22 protein-coding genes are annotated in these 23,629 nt (G+C 66.3%); 12 read left to right on the top strand and 10 right to left on the bottom strand.

All coding sequences use genetic code 11. From position 1 onward, the window contains the following. Both C7446_RS00680 and C7446_RS00675 read right to left on the bottom strand, forming a co-directional pair. Positions 1-267, bottom strand: coding sequence for a hypothetical protein (locus C7446_RS00680; RefSeq protein WP_121170300.1), 267 nt, complete (start codon positions 265-267; stop codon positions 1-3). Positions 268-449: 182 nt separating this feature from the next. Continuing rightward, positions 450-1,361, bottom strand: a complete 912-nt coding sequence (locus tag C7446_RS00675; protein ID WP_121170298.1) for a LysR family transcriptional regulator — start codon at positions 1,359-1,361, stop codon at positions 450-452. 239 nt (positions 1,362-1,600) lie between these two features. Here C7446_RS00675 and C7446_RS00670 point away from each other — a divergent pair, with 239 nt between their 5' ends. From C7446_RS00670 to C7446_RS00640, 7 genes are all read left to right on the top strand, one after another. After that, entirely contained in the window at positions 1,601-2,842 is a 1,242-nt protein-coding gene (locus C7446_RS00670; RefSeq protein ID WP_121170296.1) for a CaiB/BaiF CoA transferase family protein, read from the top strand. Beyond that, entirely contained in the window at positions 2,839-3,771 is a 933-nt protein-coding gene (locus tag C7446_RS00665) for a hydroxymethylglutaryl-CoA lyase (protein WP_121170294.1), read from the top strand. The genes C7446_RS00670 and C7446_RS00665 overlap by 4 nt, the downstream gene beginning before the upstream one ends. 221 nt (positions 3,772-3,992) lie before the next feature. After that, positions 3,993-5,948 (top strand): ligand-gated channel protein, encoded by a 1,956-nt coding sequence (locus C7446_RS00660; protein WP_121170292.1) that lies wholly within the window; start codon positions 3,993-3,995, stop codon positions 5,946-5,948. Positions 5,949-6,258: 310 nt separating this feature from the next. Then, positions 6,259-7,311 (top strand): SDR family oxidoreductase, encoded by a 1,053-nt coding sequence (locus C7446_RS00655; RefSeq protein ID WP_121170290.1) that lies wholly within the window; start codon positions 6,259-6,261, stop codon positions 7,309-7,311. A 102-nt stretch (positions 7,312-7,413) separates the two neighbouring features. Further along, complete coding sequence (gene gmhB, locus C7446_RS00650; protein WP_121170288.1) at positions 7,414-7,989, top strand: D-glycero-beta-D-manno-heptose 1,7-bisphosphate 7-phosphatase; 576 nt, start codon at positions 7,414-7,416, stop codon at positions 7,987-7,989. 37 nt (positions 7,990-8,026) lie between these two features. Beyond that, positions 8,027-9,244 (top strand): FAD-dependent monooxygenase, encoded by a 1,218-nt coding sequence (locus tag C7446_RS00645; protein ID WP_170149958.1) that lies wholly within the window; start codon positions 8,027-8,029, stop codon positions 9,242-9,244. Next, positions 9,241-9,792 (top strand): DUF924 family protein, encoded by a 552-nt coding sequence (locus C7446_RS00640; RefSeq protein ID WP_121170284.1) that lies wholly within the window; start codon positions 9,241-9,243, stop codon positions 9,790-9,792. The genes C7446_RS00645 and C7446_RS00640 overlap by 4 nt, the downstream gene beginning before the upstream one ends. Before the next feature lie 65 nt (positions 9,793-9,857). On the opposite strand, the gene C7446_RS00635 is transcribed toward C7446_RS00640, so the two are convergent. Continuing rightward, on the bottom strand, positions 9,858-10,445 hold the full coding sequence (locus C7446_RS00635) for a nucleotidyltransferase family protein (RefSeq protein ID WP_245977583.1): 588 nt from the start codon (positions 10,443-10,445) through the stop codon (positions 9,858-9,860). 107 nt (positions 10,446-10,552) lie between these two features. Here C7446_RS00635 and C7446_RS00630 point away from each other — a divergent pair, with 107 nt between their 5' ends. The 4 genes from C7446_RS00630 (at position 10,553) to C7446_RS00615 (ending at position 13,253) form a co-directional block, all read left to right on the top strand. Continuing rightward, positions 10,553-11,173, top strand: a complete 621-nt coding sequence (locus C7446_RS00630) for a flavin reductase family protein (RefSeq protein WP_121170282.1) — start codon at positions 10,553-10,555, stop codon at positions 11,171-11,173. A gap of 61 nt (positions 11,174-11,234) precedes the next feature. Further along, a complete protein-coding gene (locus C7446_RS00625; RefSeq protein WP_211327814.1) occupies positions 11,235-11,567 on the top strand; it encodes a hypothetical protein in 333 nt (110 codons plus the stop codon). Positions 11,568-11,704: 137 nt separating this feature from the next. Next, entirely contained in the window at positions 11,705-12,121 is a 417-nt protein-coding gene (locus tag C7446_RS00620) for a carboxymuconolactone decarboxylase family protein (protein WP_170149957.1), read from the top strand. Between the two features lie 85 nt (positions 12,122-12,206). Next, positions 12,207-13,253 (top strand): oxidoreductase, encoded by a 1,047-nt coding sequence (locus tag C7446_RS00615; RefSeq protein WP_121170278.1) that lies wholly within the window; start codon positions 12,207-12,209, stop codon positions 13,251-13,253. A 77-nt stretch (positions 13,254-13,330) separates the two neighbouring features. Here the strand turns inward: C7446_RS00615 and gabT are convergent, their stop codons facing one another. From gabT to C7446_RS00585, 6 genes are all read right to left on the bottom strand, one after another. Beyond that, positions 13,331-14,599 carry a 4-aminobutyrate--2-oxoglutarate transaminase gene (gabT, locus tag C7446_RS00610; RefSeq protein ID WP_121170276.1) on the bottom strand — a complete coding sequence of 423 codons (1,269 nt, stop codon included), beginning with the start codon at positions 14,597-14,599 and terminating at the stop codon, positions 13,331-13,333. Positions 14,600-14,681: 82 nt separating this feature from the next. Next, positions 14,682-16,112, bottom strand: a complete 1,431-nt coding sequence (locus C7446_RS00605; RefSeq protein ID WP_121170274.1) for an APC family permease — start codon at positions 16,110-16,112, stop codon at positions 14,682-14,684. A gap of 166 nt (positions 16,113-16,278) precedes the next feature. Continuing rightward, positions 16,279-16,473, bottom strand: coding sequence for a hypothetical protein (locus C7446_RS00600; protein WP_121170272.1), 195 nt, complete (start codon positions 16,471-16,473; stop codon positions 16,279-16,281). A gap of 142 nt (positions 16,474-16,615) precedes the next feature. Beyond that, positions 16,616-17,341, bottom strand: coding sequence for a glutathione S-transferase family protein (locus C7446_RS00595; protein ID WP_121170270.1), 726 nt, complete (start codon positions 17,339-17,341; stop codon positions 16,616-16,618). Continuing rightward, positions 17,338-18,543 (bottom strand): CaiB/BaiF CoA transferase family protein, encoded by a 1,206-nt coding sequence (locus C7446_RS00590; RefSeq protein WP_121170268.1) that lies wholly within the window; start codon positions 18,541-18,543, stop codon positions 17,338-17,340. The genes C7446_RS00595 and C7446_RS00590 overlap by 4 nt, the downstream gene beginning before the upstream one ends. Before the next feature lie 113 nt (positions 18,544-18,656). Next, the gene (locus C7446_RS00585) at positions 18,657-18,974 is read right to left on the bottom strand and encodes a DUF2835 family protein (RefSeq protein WP_245977581.1); all 318 of its coding nucleotides are present in this window, start codon (positions 18,972-18,974) and stop codon (positions 18,657-18,659) included. A gap of 369 nt (positions 18,975-19,343) precedes the next feature. Here C7446_RS00585 and C7446_RS00580 point away from each other — a divergent pair, with 369 nt between their 5' ends. Beyond that, positions 19,344-21,086 (top strand): sodium:solute symporter family protein, encoded by a 1,743-nt coding sequence (locus tag C7446_RS00580; RefSeq protein WP_121170982.1) that lies wholly within the window; start codon positions 19,344-19,346, stop codon positions 21,084-21,086. A 114-nt stretch (positions 21,087-21,200) separates the two neighbouring features. Here the strand turns inward: C7446_RS00580 and gyrB are convergent, their stop codons facing one another. Further along, positions 21,201-23,615, bottom strand: a complete 2,415-nt coding sequence (gene gyrB / locus C7446_RS00575; RefSeq protein WP_121170265.1) for a DNA topoisomerase (ATP-hydrolyzing) subunit B — start codon at positions 23,613-23,615, stop codon at positions 21,201-21,203. Positions 23,616-23,629 lie beyond the last annotated feature (14 nt).

Genomic DNA, 23,629 nt, shown 5'->3' with positions numbered 1-23,629 from the left:
TTACCTCTCCCCGTCGTGCTGGCGATCATGCACCGGCGCAGCGAAGCGTTCATCGCTGTCGGTCCGCCACTGGGTAGTGACCGTCCAGGTAATGAACAGCGACAGCGCCAGTGACGCCGCCAGCACGATCAGGGCCCAGAGCGGCACGCCCAGGATCAGCGTTGTGCTCACTCCGTCAGGGAAATACCAGGGATTGATCAGGGCAAAGAGCACGATGAAACCGAACCAGACACGGCGCTTGCGCACCGGCTCTGACAGTCGTGGCATGTTCCTTTCCTCCCGGAAGCGGTCAGCCGCCGCATGCGGCGACGTGCATCGTTGCGAGTACCGAACAGCGACTCTAGCCAGCCGGGGACCGGGCTGGATATTGGTGATTGAACAAGCGCCCCTTCGTCAGCGGCGAAGCGCCAGGACCTTGGTCGTAGTCCCGCGCCCCGCTCGAACGAGGCTCACGGCGGCGCAGCGTCGCGTTCGGCACAGCGCAGCAGGTGATCCACCAGCTGACGGGCAATCACCGGCAGCGCCTGATAGTCGCGTACCGCGAGATGCAGCTCGCGCACCGCCCACTCGTCGGCCAGCGGCACGGTGGCCAGTGCCAGCCCGTGGCGCACCGCCCCGACCGCGCGCTGCGGCAGGATGCCGACGCCCATGCCCCGGTCGATCATGCGACAGATACCCTCGAAGCTGCGCACCTGGATACGCATCCGCAGCGGCCGCGCGAGCCCGCGCGAGCCCTGCTGCAGGAGCTCCTGCAGGGAGGTGTCCTGTTCGAGACCGATGAAGTCGTTGTCGAGTGCCTCGGCCAGCGCCACCCGGCAACGCCCGGCCAGCGGATGATCGGCCCGGGTGACCAGCACCAGCCGGTCACGCCGCCACAGCCGGGCCTCCAGCCCCTCGGCAGGCACATGGCCGGCATGGAGCCCGATGTCGGCCAGCCCATCACGCACCGCGCCCACGATCTCGTGGCTGACCCGCTCGCGCATGTCCACCCGGATCTGTGGAAAGCGATCCATGAATTCGCCGAGATCATCGGGCAGAAACTCGATGATCGAGGAAGTATTGGCGTGCAGCCGAATGTGCCCCTTGATGCCGATGCGGTATTCGCTCATGTCGGCATCGAGGCGCGAGAGATGGTCGAGCAGCTGGCGGGCATGATGCAGGAAGGCATGGCCGGCCGCGGTCAGCTCGATGCCGCGGGGGCGGCGATAGAGCAGCGCAATTCCCAGCTGCCCTTCCAGCTCGCTGATGCGCTTGCTGACCGCGGCGAGCGCCATGTGTTCGCGCTCGGCAGCGCGGGTCAGGCTGCGCTCGTCGGAGATCGCGACAAACAGTCTCAGGGTGACGAAATCCAGCCGCTTCATGCGTCCTCCGATCGCTCCGGCAGGCCCGGCGAACGGCCGGCGACCGCGGGTCACACGGAACGCCGCCGGGCCGGACGCTCGGCGCCAGTGTGACAGCGCCTTCGCCGATTGCGAACGCTCCCTTGGTCAAACCCCAATTGTGACGTCGCCAGCCGCTCGGCCATGCTCCTGGCTGACACGATAGGCGGACGAGCTTGCATCTCGCCGCCATCGGCCACGGCCATGATCCGGGAGGGGCCATGACAACCGCTGACACTGCAACCGACCAGGGTTCGGCACTGGAAGGGCTGAAGGTACTCGAACTGGGCCAGCTGATCGCCGGCCCCTTTGCTACCAAGCTGTTCGGGGAGTTCGGCGCCGATGTCATCAAGATCGAGCCTCCCGTCACCGGCGATCCCCTGCGCCGCTGGCGCATCGTCGAGGACGGCACCTCGCTGTGGTGGCATGTGCAGACCCGCAACAAGCGCTCGCTGTCGCTGGACTTGCGCAGCAGCGAGGGGCAGGCGATCGTGCGCCGTCTCGTCGCCGAGGCGGATATCGTGGTGGAGAACTTCCGCCCCGGCACGCTGGAGAAGTGGGGGCTGGGCTGGGCGTCGCTCAGCGCGCTCAATCCGGCGCTGATCATGGTGCGCATCTCCGGCTACGGCCAGACCGGCCCCTACCGCGACCGCCCCGGTTTCGGCGTGATCGGCGAGGCGATGGGCGGGCTGCGCCATCTCACCGGCCACCCCGGCGAGCGCTCGGTGCGGGTCGGCGTCAGCCTGGGCGATTCGCTGTCGGCGCTCTACGGCGTGATCGGCGCCCTGCTGGCACTGCAGGAGCGTCATCGCAGCGGTCGCGGGCAGTACATCGACATCGCACTCTACGAGTCGGTGTTCGCCATGATGGAGAGCCTGATTCCCGAATACGACGGCGCCGGGGTGATCCGCGAGCCCGGCGGCAGTGCCCTGCCCGGCATCACCCCTTCGAATGCCTACCCCTGCCGTGACGGCAGTCAGGTACTGATCGCCGGCAACGGCGACAGCATCTACAGGCGTCTGATGTACACCATCGAGCGGAACGATCTGGCGGAAGACCCGGCGCTGGCCCACAACGACGGGCGCTCGCGGCATGCCGAACGTATCGACACCGCCATCACCGATTGGACCCGCCAGCACAGCCGCGATCACGTGCTCGCAGTGCTGGAAACCGCCGGCGTACCGTCGGGCTTCCCCTATACCGCGCGCGATATCGTCGAGGACCCGCACTACCAGGCACGGCAGATGATCGAGACCATTACCACCGAAACCGGCCGCCGGCTGCGGGTCCCCGGCGTGATGCCCAAGCTGAGCCGCACGCCGGGGCGGATCGGCGGCGGCGGTCCGCGACTGGGCCAGCATACCCGGGCGGTGCTCGACGAGCTGGGCATCGATGCCGATACCCAGCGCGCGCTGTTCGAGCGCGGCATACTGCACGAGAGTGCCGCGGAGGAAGGCTCATGACACGGCGAGTCCGGATCCACGAGGTGGCCCCCCGTGACGGCCTGCAGATCGAGTCGCGCTTCGTGCCCACCGAGGACAAGATTGCGCTGATCGATGCCCTCTCGGCCACCGGCGTGGCGGCCATCGAGGCGACCTCCTTCACCTCGCCGAAGGCGATTCCCAATCTTGCCGACGCCTCCGAGGTGATGGCCGGCATCCAGCGCCGCGACGGCGTGCGCTACGTGGCGCTGGTCCCCAACCGGCGCGGCGCCGAGCGCGCGCTGGCAAGCGGCGCCGATGAACTCAACCTGGTGCTGTCGGCCAGTGACAGTCACGGTCTGGCCAACCTGCGCATGACGCCCTGGCAATCGCTGGAGCGCTTCGCCGAGCTGGTGCCCCTGGCGCGCGACCGCGCCCCCGCCACCCGGCTCAATGCCTCGCTCTCCACGGCCTTCGGCTGCCCCTTCGATGGCCCGGTCCCCCCGGCGCGGGTGCTGGATATCGTCGCGCGGCTGGCGGCGCTGGGCCTGGACGGGGTCAGCCTCTGCGACACCACCGGCATGGCCAATCCGCATCAGGTCGGCGAGCTCTGCCAGCAGGTGCTCGCCCGGCATCCGCAACTCGACCTGACGCTGCATCTACACAACACTCGCGGCATGGGGCTGGCCAATGCACTGGCCGGCTGGCAGGCCGGCGTGATCCGCTTCGATGCCGCGCTGGGCGGTCTCGGCGGTTGCCCCTTCGCCCCCGGCGCCACCGGCAATGTCTGCAGCGAGGATCTGGTGCACATGTTCGAGGAGATGGGCATCACCACCGGCGTCGATCTCGATGCCCTGATGCGGACCGCCGAAACCCTGCCCGGGCTGGTCGGTCACGAGATTCCCGGCCAGGTGGTCAGGGCCGGCCGCGCCGACAGGCGCTACCCGCTGCCGGCAGGCATCGCCCGCTAGCCCTGCTCGCCCGAACGCCCCGCCCGTCAGGGGCGTTCGCACCTTCCCGCTGCCCCGGTGGCGTGCCGCCTTCCCCGGCCCTGCCCGATATCGCCGGCCGGCGACATGAGCTCAACCTTAAGTAGAATTATTTCCCTTTATTAATGATAACAATTATCATTTGCAGCCGTTTCGAAGAAGCATTACAGGGTGTTACGGCACCGATCAGGGGAACAGTACGCATGCAGCATTACACTCGGCTCACGGCCCTCGCGCTGGGCATTGCCACCACACCGCTGGCCTGGGCAACCGGCACCGCCGATAACCAGGAAACCGTCACGGTGACCGCTTCCGGCTATACCCAGCAGGTCGTGAATGCCCCGGCCTCGACCAGCGTGATCACCCGCGAGGAGCTCGAGAAACGCAATTACCGCGATGTTACCGACGCGCTGGATCAGGTTCCGGGCGTCATCGTGACCGGCGGCGGTGGCGGTGATCGCGGCGAGGATATCAGCATGCGTGGCATGCCCTCCGATTACACCCTGATCCTGGTCGACGGCCGGCGCCAGTCGACCCGTGAAACCCGCCCCAACGGCAGTGCCGGTTTCGAGCAGGACTGGCTGCCGCCACTGCAGTCGATCGAGCGCATCGAAGTGATTCGCGGGCCGATGTCGACCCTCTACGGCTCGGATGCGATCGGTGGCGTCATCAACATTATCACCCGCAAGGTGGCCGATGACTGGCATGGCAACGTGCGCGTGGATACCACGCTGCAGGAGGACGATGACTCCGGCGACTCGCAGCAGAGCCAGGTGTATGTCAGCGGCCCGCTGCACGAGGGCCTGCTGGGGCTGCAGCTCTACGGTGAATATCAGACGCGCCAGGAAGACAACATCACCTACGGCTACGAGGACAAGCGGCTGGGGAGTGCCACGGCACGCTTCTCGCTGACGCCCACCGACAATCACGACTTCACCTTCGAGGCCGGCCGCGAAGAGCAGAACCGGGCAGCCAGGGTGGGCAACAGCGTGCCGGTGGACGGCTGCCGGGGAGGCTGCAGCGACAGCCATGACGAGTACAACCGCGAACACTACGCCGTCACCCATGCCGGCCGCTTCGGCTTCGGCACCACCGACTCCTACGTCCAGCGCGAAATCAGCGACAACCGCACGCGCGACATCGAGATCACCAATACCGTGGCCGATAGCCGGATCGTGCTGCCCTTCTCCAGTCACATGCTCTCGCTGGGTATCAATTATCAGAAGGAGAAGCTCGAGGACGGCAGTACCAACCAGATCTCGGATCGCACCGAGATCGAAAACCATCAGTGGGCGCTGTTCGCCGAGGACGAATGGTTCATGACCGACAGCTTCTCGCTGACGGCAGGCGTCCGGCTGGATGACAACGAGAACTACGGCTCGCACGTCAGCCCCCGGCTCTACGGGGTCTGGAACCTGGCACCACGCTGGACGCTGAAGGGCGGCGTCTCCAGCGGCTACCGCTCGCCCAGCCTGCGCGAGATCACCCCCGACTGGGGTCAGGTCAGCCGTGGCGGCAACATCTACGGCAACCCCGATCTCGAGCCGGAAACCTCGATCAACAAGGAGCTGGGACTCTACTACAACGTGCCCAACGGCCTGCTGGCCAGCCTGACCCTGTTCCACAATGACTTCGAGGACAAGATCACCCGGGTCACCTGTCCGACCGATGTCTGTACCGATGGCGCCAACCAGTTCGGCTCCGACCCGACCTGGCGCATCAATGTTGACGAGGCAGTCACCCGGGGCGTGGAAGCCTCGCTGGAGGCCCCGCTGACCGAACGGCTGCAGCTGACCGCCAGCTATACCTTTACCGACTCGGAACAGAAGTCCGGCGACTACGAAGGCCAGCCGCTGACCCAGCTGCCGCGCCATCTCTTCTCCACCCGGCTGGACTGGGACCCCACCGATCGGCTGAGTGCCTGGTCGCGGGTCACCTATCGCGGCAAGGAGAGCGAACCGGTCAGCTCCCCCTCCTCGCAGACCCTGCGGGCGCCCTCCTATACCCTGGTCGACAGCGGAGGAAGCTGGCAGATCAGCCAGCGGACCGACTTCCTGTTCGGCGTCTACAACCTCTTCGATCGCGAGATCGACTATGACACCTATGGGCAGGTGCAGGATGGCCGCCGCTACTGGGTGGGGATCGACATGAGCTTCTGAGCCGCTGCCGGGACGCCGCCAGCCGTGGCGGCGCCCCGGACCGGACAGCCTACCGTTTCACGTGAAACATGGCCTTCCCGTTGCCGCTGCACTGCCCGGCATGGCTGCCGGCCCACTTTCGCGCAGCGACGCCACGGATCCTGCCCCCGCAGCGCTATCGCAGCGTCATGGCAAGCCGCCCGGAGCGGAGCTATATTGAGGGGCGGATATCCGGGGTGACGGCCGCAACCCTATAGCCCGCCCTGCGGTCAGCGTGACAGCTGCCATCGCCTGTCGCCCTCATCAGGCCACTCATGCAGAAGGAGACCCCATGACGACTGCCATGAAGACACTCATCGCCGGTGCCAGCGGGATCATCGGTCACGGCGCGGCGCGGGAGCTGAACAGGACCGGCGCCGAAGTCCGGGGGCTGGCCCGCCGGAACATCGATGGCATGCAGACCATCCGAGCCGACCTGACCGATGCCGAGGCCACGGCCCGCATCATCGCCGAGCAGGCCGCCGACACCACCCACCTGTTCTATGCCGCCCTCTCGCCGGATGGGGATCTCTCCGTGGAGGCCGAACGCAACGGGCAGATGCTCGGCAACCTGCTGGATGCGCTGGAAGCCGCCGGCGCACCGCTAAAACGCGTGGTGATCTACCAGGGCTTCAAGATCTACGGCATCCATCTCGGCGCCGATGTGCCCACTCCCGCCCGCGAGAGCGACCCCGGGCACATGCCACCCAACATCTATCAGGCCCAGGAGGCCCAGCTGGCAGCGCGCGCCGACCAGGCCGCCTGGGATTATGTCGCCCTGCGTCCCGATGTGATGGTCGACGGCAATGTGCGCGGCAACCCGATGAACATTGCGCTGGTAGTGGGCGTGTTCGCCGCCCTATCGAAGGAGCTAGGCATTCCGCTGCGCTTTCCCGGCAGCGAACGGGCCTATCGGGTACTGATGCAGTTCACCGACGCCGGGCTGCTCGGCCGGGCCAGCGTCTGGGCCGCGACCACTCCGGATATCGCCGGACGCGCCTATAACGTCACCAATGGCGATGTCTTCCGCTGGGAGCGACTGTGGCAGGATGTCGCCCGGCATCTGGACATGGAGACGGCCTCGCCGGTACCGCTCGACCTGCCCAGCCACATGGCCGACAAGGGTGATTTGTGGCGCCGTCTGGCCGAGCGCCATGGGCTGGTAGAGCCCGATCTGGAGCGGCTGGTCGGCTGGGACTTCGGCAACTTCGTCTTCAATACCGAGACCGATGTCATCTCCGACGTCAACCGGATTCACCAGGCCGGCTTCCGTGAAACCCTGCCTGCCCGCGACACCCTGCTGCAGGCGCTGGATGATCTGCGCGCCAATCGCATCATCCCCTGACCCGTGTTTCACGTGAAACATCAGCCGGAGCCGGTGCGCTCCGGTTGCCCCACCCCGACCCGCCCCCTACACTTGAAGCTCGCAACCGACAGGGCATGAAGCATGAGCGAAGGGCTGGTCATTCTCGATCGCGACGGCGTCATCAACGAGGATTCGGAAGAGTTCATCCGCTCTCCCGAGCAGTGGATCGCCATGCCCCAGGCACTGGAAGCGATCGCCCTGCTGCATCGTGGTGACTGGCAGATTGCCGTGGCCACCAACCAGTCCGGGATTGCCCGCGGCTACTTCGATGAATCCGTGCTGACGGCCATGCACGACAAGATGCGTCACGAGGTGCGCCGATACGGCGGAGAGCTCGCGCATGTTGCCTGGTGCCCGCACGGTCCGGATGACGCCAGCGACAGTCGCAAGCCCCGGCCCGGCATGCTGTTCGAGATCCGCGAGGCACTCGGCCTGGCCTCGCTCGACGGCGCCTGGATGGTCGGCGACAGCCTGCGCGACCTGCAGGCCGGCCGCAGTGCCGGCTGCCGGGTGGCACTGGTGCTGACCGGCAAGGGGCGGATCACGCTGGGCGATCTTGATCAGGTCGAGCGCCCCGAGGATGTCGTGGTGGCCGACTCCCTGCTCGATTTCGCACGCCGGCTGCTGGCCGGCGAGCTGCGCAGCGTCACGCCCTGAGCATCTTCCCTCCCTCTTTCCACTGACGGACGACACCATGGCAGACACGACTCTTCAGCGCTTCGATGTGGTGATTCAGGGTGGCGGTATCGTGGGCCTGGCCATGGCAGTACGCCTGGGAGAGATCGAAGCCCGCTCGCCTGCCGATGGCCGCCCCGGCCTGACGATTGCCGTCATCGATGCCGATACCGCACCGGAAGCCATCGCTGCGGACACCCTGAGCCTGCGCACCACGTCGCTCAATGCCGGCGCCCTCGCGCTGCTCGAACGCAACGGCGTGCTGAATTACCTGCCGGAGCAGTTTCTGAACACCTTCGACCGGCTGGAAGCCGGTGACTGCCACCGCCCGGCCGCCCTGAGCTTCGAGGCCTCGGACATCGATCTTGCCCGCTTCGGCGTCTTTGTCGAGAATGATCGCCTGCGTTACGCGCTGTGGCAGCAGCTGTGCCAGCAGGAGCGGGTCACCCTGCTGCCGGAGAGCCGCGTACGCAGCCGCGAGGCCCTGGCCGATCATCAGCGCCTCACGCTGGAGGACGAGCGCATCATCGAAGCTGCGCTGCTGATCGGCGCCGATGGCGCCCGCTCGACGGTGCGCCGCGAGGCCGGCATCGGCACCCGCTCGCGCGACTATGCGCAGAACGCCCAGGTCATCAATGTCCGCCTGGCCGAACACCGCGATCGGCATACCACCTGGCAGGTCTTCACTCCGGACGGGCCGCTTGCCCTGCTGCCGCTGCATGCAGGCCAGGCCTCGCTGATCTGGTACGATCGCCCCGATACCGTGCGGCGACGCATGTCGCTCGATGATGAAGCGCTGCGAGCCGCCATACGCCAGCACTTCCCGCCGCGCCTGCCCGAGATCGAGACCATCCTCGAGCGCGGCCAGTTTCCCATTACCCGCCAGCATGCCCAGCGCTATGTCGCCCCAAGGCTGGCACTGATCGGTGATGCCGCCCACGTGATTCATCCCATGGCAGGCCAGGGCGTCAACCTCGGGTTGGCCGATGTCGAGCAGCTGGGAGAGCAGCTCGAGCGCGCCCTGCGCTACGGCCGTGATCCCGGTGACGTGCGGGCGCTGCGGCACTATCAGCGTCATCAGTGGCCGCGCAACGCCGCCATGCTGGCGGCCGTCGATCAGCTGCACGACCTGTTCCGCTCCCCGGCCGCCGACCTGTTCGGCCGCGGGCTCGGCGGGGCCAATCACCTGACGCCCGTCAAGCGGCTGATGATGAAGCTGGCGGTGGGCCCGACATGAGCGAGGCGGCGGACTCGCCGACCCGGGTGCTCGACTTCTGGTTCAAAGAGCTGCGCCCACGCCAGTGGTTTCGTCGCGACGCGCAGGTCGATGCCGCCATCCGCGAGCGCTTCCTGGCACTGCATGCGCGCGCCGCGGCCGGCGAGCTCTGGTGCTGGCGCGCCAGCGACGAGGGCCGGCTGGCAGAGATCATCGTGCTGGACCAGTTCTCCCGCAACCTCTTCCGCGACGATCCCCGCGCCTGGCAGCAGGACCCGCTGGCGCTGATTCTCGCCCAGGAAGCGATCGACCGGGAGTGTGATCAGCGCCTCGCCCTGCACCACCGCCCCTTTGTCTACATGCCGCTGATGCACAGTGAATCGCTGACGATGCAGCAGCATGCCCTGCGCCTGTTCGACCAGCCCGGGCTGGAACGCCATTTGCCGGATGCCCGCCACCACTGCGAGGTCATCCGCCGCTTCGGTCGCTTCCCGTGGCGCAATGCCGTACTGGGCCGCGCGACCCGCGACGACGAGCAGACCTTTCTCACCGCCCCGGGCGAGCGCTGATGTTTCACGTGAAACATGCCATCAGCGCCACCTTCGACAGCCGAACGAACAACACTGACGCATACTCAGGCGAGCGGGTCATCAGGGCTGACGGCCTCTCGAAGTGAGCGCTTGCTCAGCCGCGGCCACCGCTGCAGCCAGCCCTTGTCGGCACAGCGCCGTGCAAAGGCCTGCGGCCGCGGCCGATACGGGTTGGGAGTCAACCGGCCGCCCAGCAATGACTGCAGCCCGAACGGCGCCGCAATCTGCAGCGTATCGTTCGCTACCAGACGCACTGCCACCGCCGTTTCGAGCTCTACCCAGTAGCGCATCGCATCGATGCTGTCCTGATAGGGGGGATCGCCATTGCGGTGATGCATGCGCGCCTGGTTGCGCACCGACCAGGGGCGCGCCAGCCGCGCCCCGAGCCGGGCCTCGAGCGCCTGTTCCGAGGCACGCGAGCAGTCGGTGGCATCGAAATGGAGCACGTCCAGATCGTTGAGTGGCGTGGGCGGCGAATAGCCGTGCAGCCGATCCCAGACCAGGTTGCGCACGAACCCGGCGGCCAGCCAGGCATCCGGCAGGGCCAGCTCGGCCAGCGCCCGCAGCGCCGCCATGCGCTCATCATCCTCGCGCAGCCAGCAGGCGATGCGCTGCTCCGACTCCCTCGACACGACATGCTCCCCGGTGACACGCAATACTGGCAATCCGGCGCTGCTGATTTAGGCTGAAGGCAGACATGTTCCGGGTGTCATCACACCCCAGACGAAATGGAACCTTCATGAGCGAAGCCTTTCACTTCTACGAACCCGCCCGCGGTCACGGCCTGCCCCACGACCCCTTCAAGGCCATCGTGGCGCCGCGCCCGATCGGCTGGATCTCCTCGGTGGCCGAGGATGGTACGTACAACCTGGCCCCCTACAGCTTTTTCAATGCGCTGAACGCCGCACCGCCGATGATCGGCTTCTCCAGCTACGGCCACAAGGACAGCGTGAGCAATATCGAGCAGAGCGGCGAATTCTGCTGGAATCTGGCTACCCGCGAGCTGGCAGAAGCCATGAACCGGAGCTCGGCCCCGGTGGCACCCGGCGTCGACGAGTTCGAACTGGCCGGGCTGGCGACGGCACCCTCGCGGGTGATCGATGCTCCCCGGGTGGCACGCACACCGGTCTCCTTCGAGTGCCGGCTCTGCCACATCCTGCGTCTCGAGAGTGCCGATGGCACACCCACCGACAACTGGCTGGTGATCGGCGAAGTGGTCGGCGTACACATTGCACAAGACATGCTGGTCGACGGCATCTACGATACCGCCAGGGCGGAGCCGATCATGCGTGCCGGCGGCCCGGCAGACTACTTCAGCGTCAGCGAGGCCCAGCGCTTTCGCATGCAGCGCCCCGAATGATGCCGAAGCATCGCGGGCGCCTCACCGCCCTGGATCATGTTACCGGACAATGGGAGAGCCCATGGACGTGCAACGGCAACTGCAGCGCTTCATCGACAGCCTCGACGACACCGCCCCGCCGGAGGCCATGAGCACCCCGCTGCGGGCCCTGTGGTGGGCCGGCAAGTCCGACTGGCACCAGGCACACGACCAGGTCGATACCGCTTCCGGCCGCGACGAGGCCTGGGTTCATGCCCACCTGCACCGCCGCGAGGGCGATCTGGGCAATGCCGGCTACTGGTATCGGCGCGCCGAACGGCCCGTGGCAACCACGTCGCTGGACGAGGAGTGGCACGAAATCGCCGAATATCTGCTGAGTCACGAACGCGCCGCACCCCGGGGGCGGGACGCCTGATTTGCAACCGCGGTCAATCATTGCAAGGCCGGTTGTTGCAAATCGGGTGCGGATCGACTTCCATGAACCAAACAGTACCCCAGCGGTACTCATTGCCTACGGGACGCGCTCGCTCCCCCCTGCACGGAGACACACTCATGGCCACTGCCCGGGACGCTCGAATCGACCTCCAGGAGGTCTATAACAATACCCGTTCGATTCGTACCTGCAGTCTCGATCCGTCGATTCGCTGTCTGGCCGAACTGCGTGCCTCGCAGATCAACGGCTGCGACAACTGTCGGCACATGCGCGTGGCCGAGGCCATCGACATGGGGGTCTCGCGTGACAAGATCGACGAGCTGGCCGACTGGTCCTCTTCCGACAAGTACAGCGAGCGCGAGCGGGCAGCCCTTGCCTGGTGCGAGGTCTTTACCCACTTCCGCCCGCGGGACAACCAGAGCCGGCTGCTGGCCATCCGCCAGTTCAGCCCCCGCGAGCTGGCCGATCTGACGCTGGCCATCGAGCTGACCGGCACGCTCGACCGGCTCTCCGATCGCGTCGGCCACCAGGAGTAACGCACTGCCGGCTGCCCGAGCCGGTGCGCCCCGGTCCGGCGGCAGTCGTGCCACCCGAACCGAATGCGGACATGGAGCGCCCGGCATGACGGCCTCATCCCACCGCCTGACCACCGGACTGATCGGCTACGGCACCGCCGGCGCCGCCTTTCACGCCCCGCTGATCGGCGCCGAACCCCGCCTCGAGCTGACCGCCGTGGCCAGCAGCCGGCAGGCGCAGATCGCGCATGACTTGCCCGGTGTCACCATCACCGAGCCGACCGCGCTGATCGAGGACCCGGCGATTGCACTGGTGGTGATCGCCACCCCCAACACCAGCCACGCCGAACTGGCCGAGCACGCCCTGCGCGCCGGCAAGCATGTGGTGATCGACAAGCCCTTCACCGTGACCGCCGAACGCGCCCGCGCGCTGACGGCACTTGCCCACGAGCGCGGGCTGTTGCTCAGCGTCTTCCACAATCGCCGCTGGGACAGCGATTTCCTAACCCTCGCGGGACTCCTCCGGGGCGGGCAGCTCGGGGAGGTGCTGCACTACGAGGCGCACTTCGACCGCTTTCGCCCCACGCCCAAAACGGGCTGGCGGGAGACCACCGAGCCGGGGTCCGGCGTGCTGTACGATCTGGGCGCCCACCTGATCGATCAGGCGCTCGTGCTGTTCGGCCTGCCGGAGGCGATCACCGCCGACGTCCAGCCCCAGCGCGAGCAGGCCCGGGTCGATGACTGGTTTCATCTGCTGCTGCGTTACGGCCGCCGCCGCGTCATTCTCGGCGCCTCCTGCATGATGGCCGGACCCGGGCCGCATCTGGCGGTTCACGGCGATGGCGGCAGCTTCGTCAAGTACGGCCTCGATGTTCAGGAGGCGCAGCTCAAGGCCGGCGGGCTTCCCGGCCAGCCGGGCTGGGGCGAGGAGCCGCAGGCGCAGTGGGGGCTTTATACCGATGCCCAGGGCCGGCAGCAGCATATTGCGTCCGAGCACGGCCGCTACGAGGCCTTCTATGCCGGGGTGGCTGCCGCCGCCCTGGAAGGCGCGCCGCTGCCGGTGAGCGCCGCACAGGCCGGCGATGTCATCCGCGTGATCGAGGCCGCCCACCGGAGTGCCCGGGAGCGCCGCGAAATAGCCCTCGAACGCTAGCACCTGCCGGCAGGCCGCCATGAAAAAGGCCCCCGCAGGGGCCTTTCGTCGTTACGGCACTACACCGCAGGCGCGTCTCAGCTCAGCTCCGACAGCAGTGACTCGATGATATCGAGCCCCTCGTTGAGCACCTCGTCGCCGATGGTCACCGGCATCAGAAAGCGGATGGTATTGCCGTAGAGCCCGCAGGAGAGCAGGATCAGGCCGCGCTGGCGGGCCTGCTTGCACAGCGCACCGGCCAGCTCGGTCGCCGGCTCGCCGCTGCCATCCACCAGATCGAAGGCCGCCATGGCGCCCAGATGGCGCGAATTGCGCACGCACGAGAAGGACTGCTCCCAGTGCGCGAAGCGCTCGCCCAGCTTCTCGCCCAGCGCCTGGCTCTTCGCCAGGATCTGCTCCTCTTCGAACACCTCCAGCACTGCCAGCACCGCCGCGCAGGCGACCGGACTACCGGTATAGGTGCCCCCCAGCGAGTTGCCGCCCGAGGCATCCATGACCCGGTCGGTGCCCACGACCGCCGAGATCGGCATGCCATCGCCCATGCTCTTGGCCATGGTGATGATGTCCGGCTCGACGCCGGTATGCTCGACGGCGAACATCCTGCCCGTGCGACCGAAGCCGGACTGCACCTCGTCAACGATCAGCAGGATGCCGTGCTCGTCGCAGAGTTCGCGCAGCTGCTTCATGAAGCTCGGCGATGCGGCATGAAAACCGCCCTCGCCCAGCACCGGCTCGATCACGATGGCAGCGGTATCCCGCGGGTTGGCATCGGTCTTGAGGGTCATCTTCAGACCGTGCAGCGCATCCTCTTCACTGATCCCGAGCGCGTCGATCGGATAGGGCGCACGATAGACCTGCCCCGGCATCGGCCCGAAGTCGGTGCGATAGGGCGCCACCTTGCCGTTCATGGCCATGGTCATGAAGGTCCGGCCGTGATAGCCGCCGGAGAAGCAGATCACGCTGGAGCGGCCGGTAGCGGCGCGGGCCACCTTGACCGCATTCTCCAGCGCCTCGGCGCCGGAGTTGGCCAGCATCACCTTGCCGTGCCCGCGGACCGGCGAGATCCGGCTGAGCTGCTCGGCCACCTTCACGTACCCCTCGTAGGGCATCACGGTCTGGCAGGTGTGCATTACCCGGTCGAGCTGGGCCTTGACCGCCTCGACCACCTTCGGATGGCGATGGCCGATGTTGAGTACCCCGATGCCGCCGGCGAAGTCGATGAAGCGCTTGCCGTCGGCATCCCAGAGTTCGGCATTCTCGGCCCGGTCGGCGAAGTGCTGATCCGGGCTGGCAGCGCCACTGGCGACATAGCGCTGTTTCAGCTCATTGAGTTCGGCGTTGGTCATTTCACTGCTCCTTGTCGTGCCGCCGCCGCCGGGGCCGCCCCGACGGCGGTACGAGGTTACCGATCTGCCATGCGGCATGCCTTCAGCGGTCGGCATGCTCCTGCTGCAGCTCGGCGTGCATCACGCGATCACTATAGTCACGCCCGTAGCGGGCGAGCGCGAAGCCGTACATCGCCAGTCCCGCCAGCATCCAGAGGCCGAAGATCAGCCACTCGACGCCGGTCAGCGCCGACGGGCTGCCGGGCAGATAGAGACAGACCATCCCCAGCGCCAGCGCGACCGCCACGCCGCCGACCCACTGCCCCCGACCGGCCCGGAAGGGGCGCGGCATCGACGGCTCGCGACGGCGCAGGACCAGAAACGATAGTGCCACCATCAGGTAGGCGATGACGATGCCCAGGCCACCGGCATCCACCAGCCACACCAGTGCCGGCCGGCCGAGAAACGGCGCAATGGTCGACAGCGCGCCGATCAGCAGGATGGCGTTGGTCGGCGTGCGGTGGCGCGGATGCAGCCGGCCCAGGAAAGCCGGCAGCATGCCGGCATGGGCCAGCGCATAGATCGCCCGCGAACCGCCGATGTAGAAGGCATTCCAGCTGGTGATGATGCCGGCGATCCCCGCCAGCACCATCAGATTGCCGCCCCAGCCGCTGTTGAAGACGGCGGTCATGGCATCGGGCACGCTCAGCGAACTGCCGCTCAGGGCGCCGTGATCGAGCATCAGGCTGGTGCCCAGGATGATCAGCGAATACCACGCCACCGCCAGCAGCACCGAGGTGATCAGCACCTTGCCGATGTCGCGAAACGGCAGGTTGATCTCCTCGGCCGCCTGGGGAATCACGTCGAAACCGACGAACAGGAACGGCACCATCACCAGTACCGACATGATGCCGCCCAGCAGGCTGTCGTCGATATTGAACAGAGGTGTCATGTTGGTGGTATGGCCGGTGAACAGCGAGCCGGTGATGAACATCACCCCCACCACCAGGATCAGTGCCGTAACCACCTTCTGCAGCAGTGCCGCCGTCGTGATGCCGACGTAGTTGATCGCCATCATGGCCAGCGAGCCGCCCACGCCGACGGCCACCCAGGTGGCCTTGACGTCCCAGCCGGCCACGGTCCAGAGATGCCCCACGTCATAGCCCGGTACCAGCTGCTCGACCACGGTGGGCAGTGCCACCGCCTCGAACGACACCACGCTGACGTAGCCCAGCACGATGCTCCAGGTACACAGAAACGAGGCAAAGTGCCCCAGCGCCCGGTAGCTGTAGACATGCTCGCCGCCCACCTTCGGCATCGCCGCGGCCAGCTCGGCGTAGGTCAGCCCGATCAGCGCCATGGCCACGCCGCCGATCAGAAAGGCCAGGATGGCCCCGACACTGCCGGCATTGAGAATGGCGGTACCGGTCAGCACGATCCAGCCCCAGCCGATCATCGCGCCGAAGGCCAGGGCCAGTACATCGGTACGGGCCAGTACCCGCACCAGCTCATGAGGTTGTTGTGAAGTCGTCATGATGATTTTTCACCTTGCGTGTTGACCCGTCCCCGTCACCACGACACGCCGGCAGCCGCCGTCGCCCCGTGATCCTTCCACTCTAGCGGTTCCGGGGGCCCGGCGACGAGCATCGGCTGCCGAAGCCGGCACGCGCCTTCGGGTAACGGCGCGGCAAGCACTCACTTCAGCGCTCCACGGCATCCAGCAGCGCCAGCGCATAACCGTCGAGTCGGGTCAGTCGCTGCTCCAGGGCCGTCAGCCGGGCGCGACGCGAGGCATCCGCCTCCTCGGCGGCCAGCGCCTGCAGCTCGGCCCGCACGGCATCGAGCTCCTGCAGCATTTCAGGGCGCTCTTCGGGCGCCGGTGGTCCATTGGGCATACGCGCCTCCTACAAGCGGGTTGGGTAACGATGGCGTCGGCCCCGGCGCCGCCACCCGGACTGCACCGGCAGCGACCATGGCCGCTTCCGTTCGGGACCGGGGCTGCCGTTTCTGATGATCGCGGTCGGTCGCGCAAGCGGCCTAATCACGGCCCTTGTCCGCGTGATTGGCGCGCTGATTGAACAGCATCGAGCGCGCCGACTCGCTCTTCGGCTGACCGCCGCTGCGCCACTCCCGACCCAGCTCGACACCACGCTGCACCGCCGGGCGCTCCTTGACCCGCTGCCGCCAGGCAGCGACCTGCGGGAAGTCATCGAGCGGCTGCCCCATGGCCCTTGCAATCAACACCCAGGGCCAGTTGACGATGTCAGCGATACTGTAGTGCTCGCCCACCAGATACGTCCGACCCTCGAGCCGACGCTCCAGTACGCCAAGGCAGCGGTGATACTCGTCACGATAGCGCGTTTCGGCGTAGCCGCCCGCCTGCTCCTCGGGGGCATAATTGACGAAGTGACTCATCTGGCCGCCCATCGGGCCGAGATTGCCCACCTGCCAGAACAGCCACTCGTCGATCTCCTTGCGCAACCGGGGATCTTCGGGATAGAGCACACCACTCTTCTGCGCCAGATAACGGGCGATGGCACCGGACTCGAAAATCGGCAGTGGCGCCTCGCCATACCCCCCGGCCGGCTCGTGATCGACGATCGCCGGCATGCGGTTGTTGGGCGAGATGGCCAGAAACCCGGGGGCGAACTGATCACCGGCGTTGATATCCACCGGCACCACCCGGTAGTCGAGTGCCAGCTCCTCGAGCAGGATAGCGATCTTCCAGCCGTTGGGTGTCGGCCAGTAGTAGAAGTCGATCATGTGGCGGTACTCCCCTCATCGACAGCCGCGCCCGAATCAAGCAGCCGATCGATCTCCTCATCGCTGAACCCGTTCTCCGCCAGTACCTTCCGGGTATCGGCGCCCAGCGTCGGCGCGCCGTTCAGAGGCAGCGCCTCTGCCCGGGAGAAGCGCGCCGCCGGGCGCGTCTGACGCAGCCTGCCCACCCCGGGATGGTCGTATTCGACCAGCAGCTCATTGGCCGCAATCTGCTCGTGCTCGATCATCTCCGAGCGCGTCAGTACCGGCGCACAGGGCACGCCGAACTCGTTGAGCCGCTCGAGCCAGTACTCGGCGCTCTGCTCGGCCAGTTTTTCCTGGGTCAGCTCGAGGCGCGCGTTGATGTTGTCCTGACGATCGGCAAAGGTGGCAAAGCGTGGATCCTCGCGCCACTCCGGCGCATTCAGTGCCTCGGTCAGCGCCTGCCACTCGCGATCGTTCTGTACCGCCACGCTGATATAACCGGTGGTGGTCTGATAGATCAGGTCGATGAAACTGGCGGCCTGCGCCTGACTGAATTCATGGCCGACAAAGGTCTGGCTGTTCATGTCGGAGTGCCACAGGAAATCGATCACTGCATCGAGCATCGACACATGCACATGCTGGCCGGGCTGGCCACGCTCGCGCGCGAGCAGCGCCGCCGTAATCGCCTGGGCGGCGATATAGCCGGTAAGCTTGTCCGGCACGATGGTGCGCACCAGCCCGGGACGCGCCTCGTCCGAACCGCCCTGGATACTGGCCAGACTCGACAGCGACTGGATCAGCGGATCATAGACCGGCCTGCCGGCATAGGGCCCGCTCTCGCCGAAGCCGCTGATCGAGACATAAATGATATTCGGCGCCACCTCGCGAATGGCCGCCTCGCCGATGCCGATGCGCTCGGCTACACCGGGACGGAAGTTCTGCACCAGTACATCGGCATTCGCGCACAGGCGCTTCAGTGCCGCCAGCCCCTCGGGCTGTTTGAGATCGAGGGCGACCGAGCGCTTGTTGCGATTGTTATTGAGAAAGTTCGCCGAGAAACCGTGCCGCTGGTTGGCCGCCAGGCGAGTCTGATCGCCGCTGTCCGGTCGCTCGATCTTGATCACTTCGGCGCCCTGATCGGCGAGTTGCATGGTCGCCACCGGACCGGAAACCATCGCGGTCAGATCGATCACCCGGAAGCCGCTCATGGGTAGTGTCATCTGTGCTGCCTCCCTGTACTGCCGCAAGTCTGGCACAGGGACTGGGCTCCCGCTGCCACGACCTGCTGATCAGCGGATGCACACGATTTGCAGATGATCCATGAAATGGCGTCTCAAAGCGCACCAATGCGCTCAAGTGACACAAACCGGCCATTGTCGTCATACGTCATCCGGTAAACCCCCTGCACCCCGCTCGGTCCCACGATGCGATGCAGCGCCCGCGCAGGCAGCAGCACCTTGCGGCCATCCGGACTATGGGTATGAATATGCTCGGCGGCCCCGGCATAGTAACTGCGGCACTGCTGCGCACTGAGGTTCAGCACGATATCGATGGTGGGCATGGCGAAGGAAGGTTGTGAAACGCCATGCCAGCTTATGAGAAGTCCTGCATGACAGCAAAGGGACGGGCCCTGATGTTTCACGTGAAACATGGTCAGGATGAGCCGCGAATGCAGGCAACACCGTCAACGAATTTGCCCGGCCCATGATGCAGGCGGTTCATCCCCGCGCCTGCGGGGAACACCTCTACCGCTGGCGCACTCGCCCGAACAATCCCGGTTCATCCCCGCGCCTGCGGGGAACACACCAGTTGAAGAATGCTGTTTTCAAAGCATAAAACAGCCACTGATCCTGCCACCAGCCAATTCGGTCAATATCTGATCAGCCTGCCGGCGCCGCCACGGGGTCGATTACCCCGCCGATGTCGCAAATACGGCAGGCAGGGGGCGCAGTGAGAACGCCATCAGGCTGAATCGCTCGCATCATGGCGATACAACATCAACAACCTCATGGATACCGCCATGACGTACACCATCGCCATCCTGCTCAGCCTGATCGGTTATCTCGTCATCGGTCACCTGGCCGGGCGCCGCGTCCAGCATCTCGATGACTACCTGGTGGCCGGTCGCAATGCGCCCACCTTTCTGATCCTGGGCACCCTGGTCGCCAGCTATCTCAGTACCAGCGCCTTTCTCGGCGAAACCGGCTTTGCCTATCAGGGCTACCCCTTCGTGATGCTGATCTTCGCCGCCGTCAGCACCTCGGGCTGCCTGCTGGGAGCACTGGCCTTCGGCCGCTACCTGCGGCGCAGCAGCGCGCTGACGGTGCCGGAGTTCTTCGGCAAGCGCTTTGCCTCGCGGCGCGTGCAGGCCATCGCCGGCATCACCACCGTGGTGGGGCTGGGGGCCTATCTGCTGGGCGTCATGCAGGGGGCCGGCATCATGTTTGCCGAGCTTACCGGCCTGCCCTACTGGGTCGGGCTGGTGCTGGTGTGGCTGACCTATACCGGCTTCATCCTCTACTCCGGCTCGCCGGGCGTGATGCTGACCGACACGGTGATGTTCGTGATCTTCTCGCTCGCCGCCCTCGGCGGCTCGCTTTACATCATCCAGGATCTGGGCGGCTGGCACGGCGTGCTCGAAGGGCTGCTGGCGCAGACCGACAAGCCCGGCATTGCACTCTGGCACGGCGTGCTGAGCGGCGAGCAGGCCGAGTTCTCAAGTCCCGGCGAGGCTCTCACCTGGGGGCTGACCCTCGGGCTGGTGTGGGCGGCGGTGCTGGCGGCCAGCCCGTGGCAGTCCAGTCGTTATCTGATGGCCCGGAACGAGCATGTGGTCATGCGCTCGGCGATGCTGACCGCCGTGGCGCTGGCCGTCTTCTATGCGCTGATGATGATGACCGGCGCGGCCATCAACCTCTACAACGCCGAGCTCGACTCCGAACGCGCCATGGTCTGGTCGGCCCTCAATGTGCTGCCTGCCTGGCTGGGCATCGTGATCCTGACCGGCGTCTTCGCCGCCGGACTCTCCTCCTGCTCGACCTTCCTGTCGATCATCGGTTTCAGCATCTCCAATGACATCCTGCCAGCCTCGCGCAGCGAGCGGTCCGCCATGCGCACCAGCCGCATGGCGGTACTGGGCGCGGGTCTGATCGCCCTGATCCTGGCGCTGTTCCAGCCGCCGGCAGTGATGGCCGTGGTCTGGTTCGCGGCCACGCTGTTTGCTTCCTCGTGGGGGCCGGTCGCCCTGATGAGCATCTGGAGCCGGCGCATCACCGCGGCCGGGGCCGGCTGGGGGCTGACCGTCGGCTTTGTCGGCAACCTGGCGCTGTCGCTGATGAAACAAGCCGACTGGATCACGCTGCCGGTCTATCTGCATCCGGTCATGCTTGCCACGCTGGCCGCCCTGCTCGCCATTCTGGTGGCCTCGGCGCTGACGCAGGTCACCCCGGCGGAGCGCCAGTACCGGGCCTTTCTGCATGAACGGGACGACGCCCTCGAAGCCGGCTGGATGAACGGCTCCCGCTGGATCGCACTCGTCACCATGCTCTCGGGGGTCATGATCGGCATCTTCCTGTGGCAGCAGTATGCCGAGACCCTGGCGGGGCTGGCCGGCGAGTTCGATGTGCCGCGCAGTGCCGTGCTGGGCGCTTACGCGCTGGCCGTCGGCTGCGGCACCATGCTGTTCATCGCCGGGGCAGTGGGTTATCGGGTGGCCCGGGCCCGCCGGCAGGCAGTGCCCGCGTATCAGGCGGCCGAAACCTGAAGGCGCTGTACACACGGGACGGGCCACTGCTGGCCCGGCCCCGGCGTGAACGGCAACAAGGCGGCCCGCGGGCCGCCTTGTCATTTTCCTGCCACTGCTGCCCGGTCGGCCGGATCAGATGTCCAGGTTGGCCACCAGCGCATTCTGTTCGATGAAGTCGCGCCGCGGCTCGACCTCATCCCCCATCAGGGTGTTGAACATCATGTCGGCGGCAATGGCATCCTCGATGGTCACCTGCAGCATGCGACGGCTATCGGGGTCCATGGTGGTTTCCCAGAGCTGATCGGGGTTCATCTCGCCGAGCCCCTTGTAGCGCTGGATGCTGAAGCCGCGGCTGGCCTCGTTCATCAGCCAGCTCAGCGCATCGTGGAAGGTCTCGATCGCCTTCGTGCGCTCGCCGCGGGCGATGTAGGCGCCCTCTTCCAGCAGACCGTTGAGCCGCTTGCCCAGCTCGATCATGGCGCCATAATCGGCGGAACGGAAGAAGTTGGCCCCCAGCGCGTAGTCGGTCGAGACGCCGTGGGCGGTCAGCACCACCTTCGGCAGATAGAGACTGCGCTCCTCGTCGAAGGCAAGCGAGATCTCGTAGCGCGGGCCACCCTCGTAGGCGACCATCGCATCCATCTGCCCCTGCAACTCCTCGCTCCAGCGCATCATGGTGTTGCGATCGGCCAGCTTCGCCTCGTCGAGCGCCTCGGTGTAGATCATCTTGCGCAGCACCTCGACCGGATAGACCCGGGCGAGCCGGTCAAGCCGATCCATCACCCCGCGATACTGGCTGACCAGCGTCTCGAGCTGCTCGCCGGCAATCCCCGGGGCAGTGTCGTTGACGTGCAGCCGGGCACCATCCAGCGCGGTGGTGGTGAGGTGGTTGAGCAGGGCGTTTTCGTCCTTGAGATACATCTCCTGCTTGCCGCGCTTGATCTTGTAGAGCGGCGGCTGGGCGATGAACACGTGGCCGCGCTCGATCAGCTCCGGCATCTGGCGGAAGAAGAAGGTCAGCAGCAGGGTACGGATGTGCGAGCCGTCGACATCGGCGTCGGTCATGATGATGATCGAGTGATAACGCAGCTTGTCGGCGTTGAACTCCTCGCGCCCGATGCCGCAGCCCAGCGCGGTGATCAGGGTGCCCACCTCCGCCGAGGAGAGCATCTTGTCAAAGCGCGCCTTCTCGACGTTGAGAATCTTGCCCTTGAGCGGCAGGATCGCCTGGGTGCGCCGATCACGGCCCTGCTTGGCGCTGCCGCCGGCAGAGTCGCCCTCCACCAGATAGAGCTCGGAGCGGGTCGGATCCTTCTCCTGGCAGTCGGCCAGCTTGCCCGGCAACCCGGCGACGTCCAGCGCGCCCTTGCGCCGGGTTATCTCGCGCGCCTTGCGGGCAGCCTCGCGGGCGCGGGCGGCGTCGAGCATCTTGTTGACGATCGCCTTGGCCTCGTTGGGGTTCTCCAGCAGATAGTCGGAGAGCTGACGACTCATTTCCTGCTCGACCGCCGTCTTGACCTCGGAGGAGACCAGCTTGTCCTTGGTCTGCGAGGAGAACTTGGGATCGGGCACCTTGACCGAGATGATCGCGGTCAACCCCTCGCGGGCGTCATCGCCGGAGGTGGTCACCTTGGCCTTCTTCTGCAGTTCCTCGGATTCGATATAGCTGTTGAGGCTGCGGGTCAGCGCGGCGCGAAAGCCCGCCATGTGGGTGCCGCCATCGCGCTGCGGGATGTTGTTGGTGTAGCAGTAGATGTTCTCGACGAAGGTGTCGTTCCACTGCATCGCCACCTCGACGGCAATGCCGTCGTCGCGCTCCACGTTGAAGTGAAACACCGGATTGATGGTCGAGCGGTTGCCGTTGAGGTGATCGACAAAGGCGCGCAGCCCGCCCTCGTAGTGAAACAGCTCCTCGCGCCCGTCGCGTTCGTCGAGCAGCCGGATCGCCACGCCCGAGTTGAGAAACGACAGCTCCCGCAGCCGCTTGGCGAGGATGTCGTAGTGAAACTCGATGTTGGCGAAGGTCTCGCTGGAGGGCCGGAAGCTGATCTGGGTACCGGATTTTTCGGTCTCGCCGACCACCGACAGCGGCGACTGCGGCACGCCATGGTGATAGGTCTGCTCGTGCACCTGGTTCTTGCGCCAGATGGTCAGCTTGAGCTCCTCGGAGAGGGCGTTGACCACCGACACCCCGACGCCGTGCAATCCGCCGGAGACCTTGTAGGAGTTGTCGTCGAACTTGCCGCCGGCGTGCAGCACGGTCATGATCACCTCGGCTGCGGAGACCCCTTCCGAGTGGATATCGGTGGGAATGCCGCGGCCGTCATCGGAGACGGTGATCGACTCGTCCGGATGGATCACCACCCGGATCTCGCTGCAGTGTCCGGCCAGCGCCTCGTCGATCGAGTTGTCGACGATCTCGAAGACCATGTGGTGCAAGCCGGTACCATCATCGGTATCCCCGATATACATGCCCGGACGCTTGCGGACAGCATCCAGCCCCTTCAGGACCTTGATACTCGATGAGTCGTAGGCGTTTTCGCTCATTGCTTGCCCCTGGT

Source organism: Kushneria sinocarnis, from assembly GCF_003633775.1.
GTDB classification, from domain to species: domain Bacteria; phylum Pseudomonadota; class Gammaproteobacteria; order Pseudomonadales; family Halomonadaceae; genus Kushneria; species Kushneria sinocarnis.
Note: the sequence above shows the minus strand (reverse complement) of the source record. Positions and strands in the feature narration are given on the sequence as shown.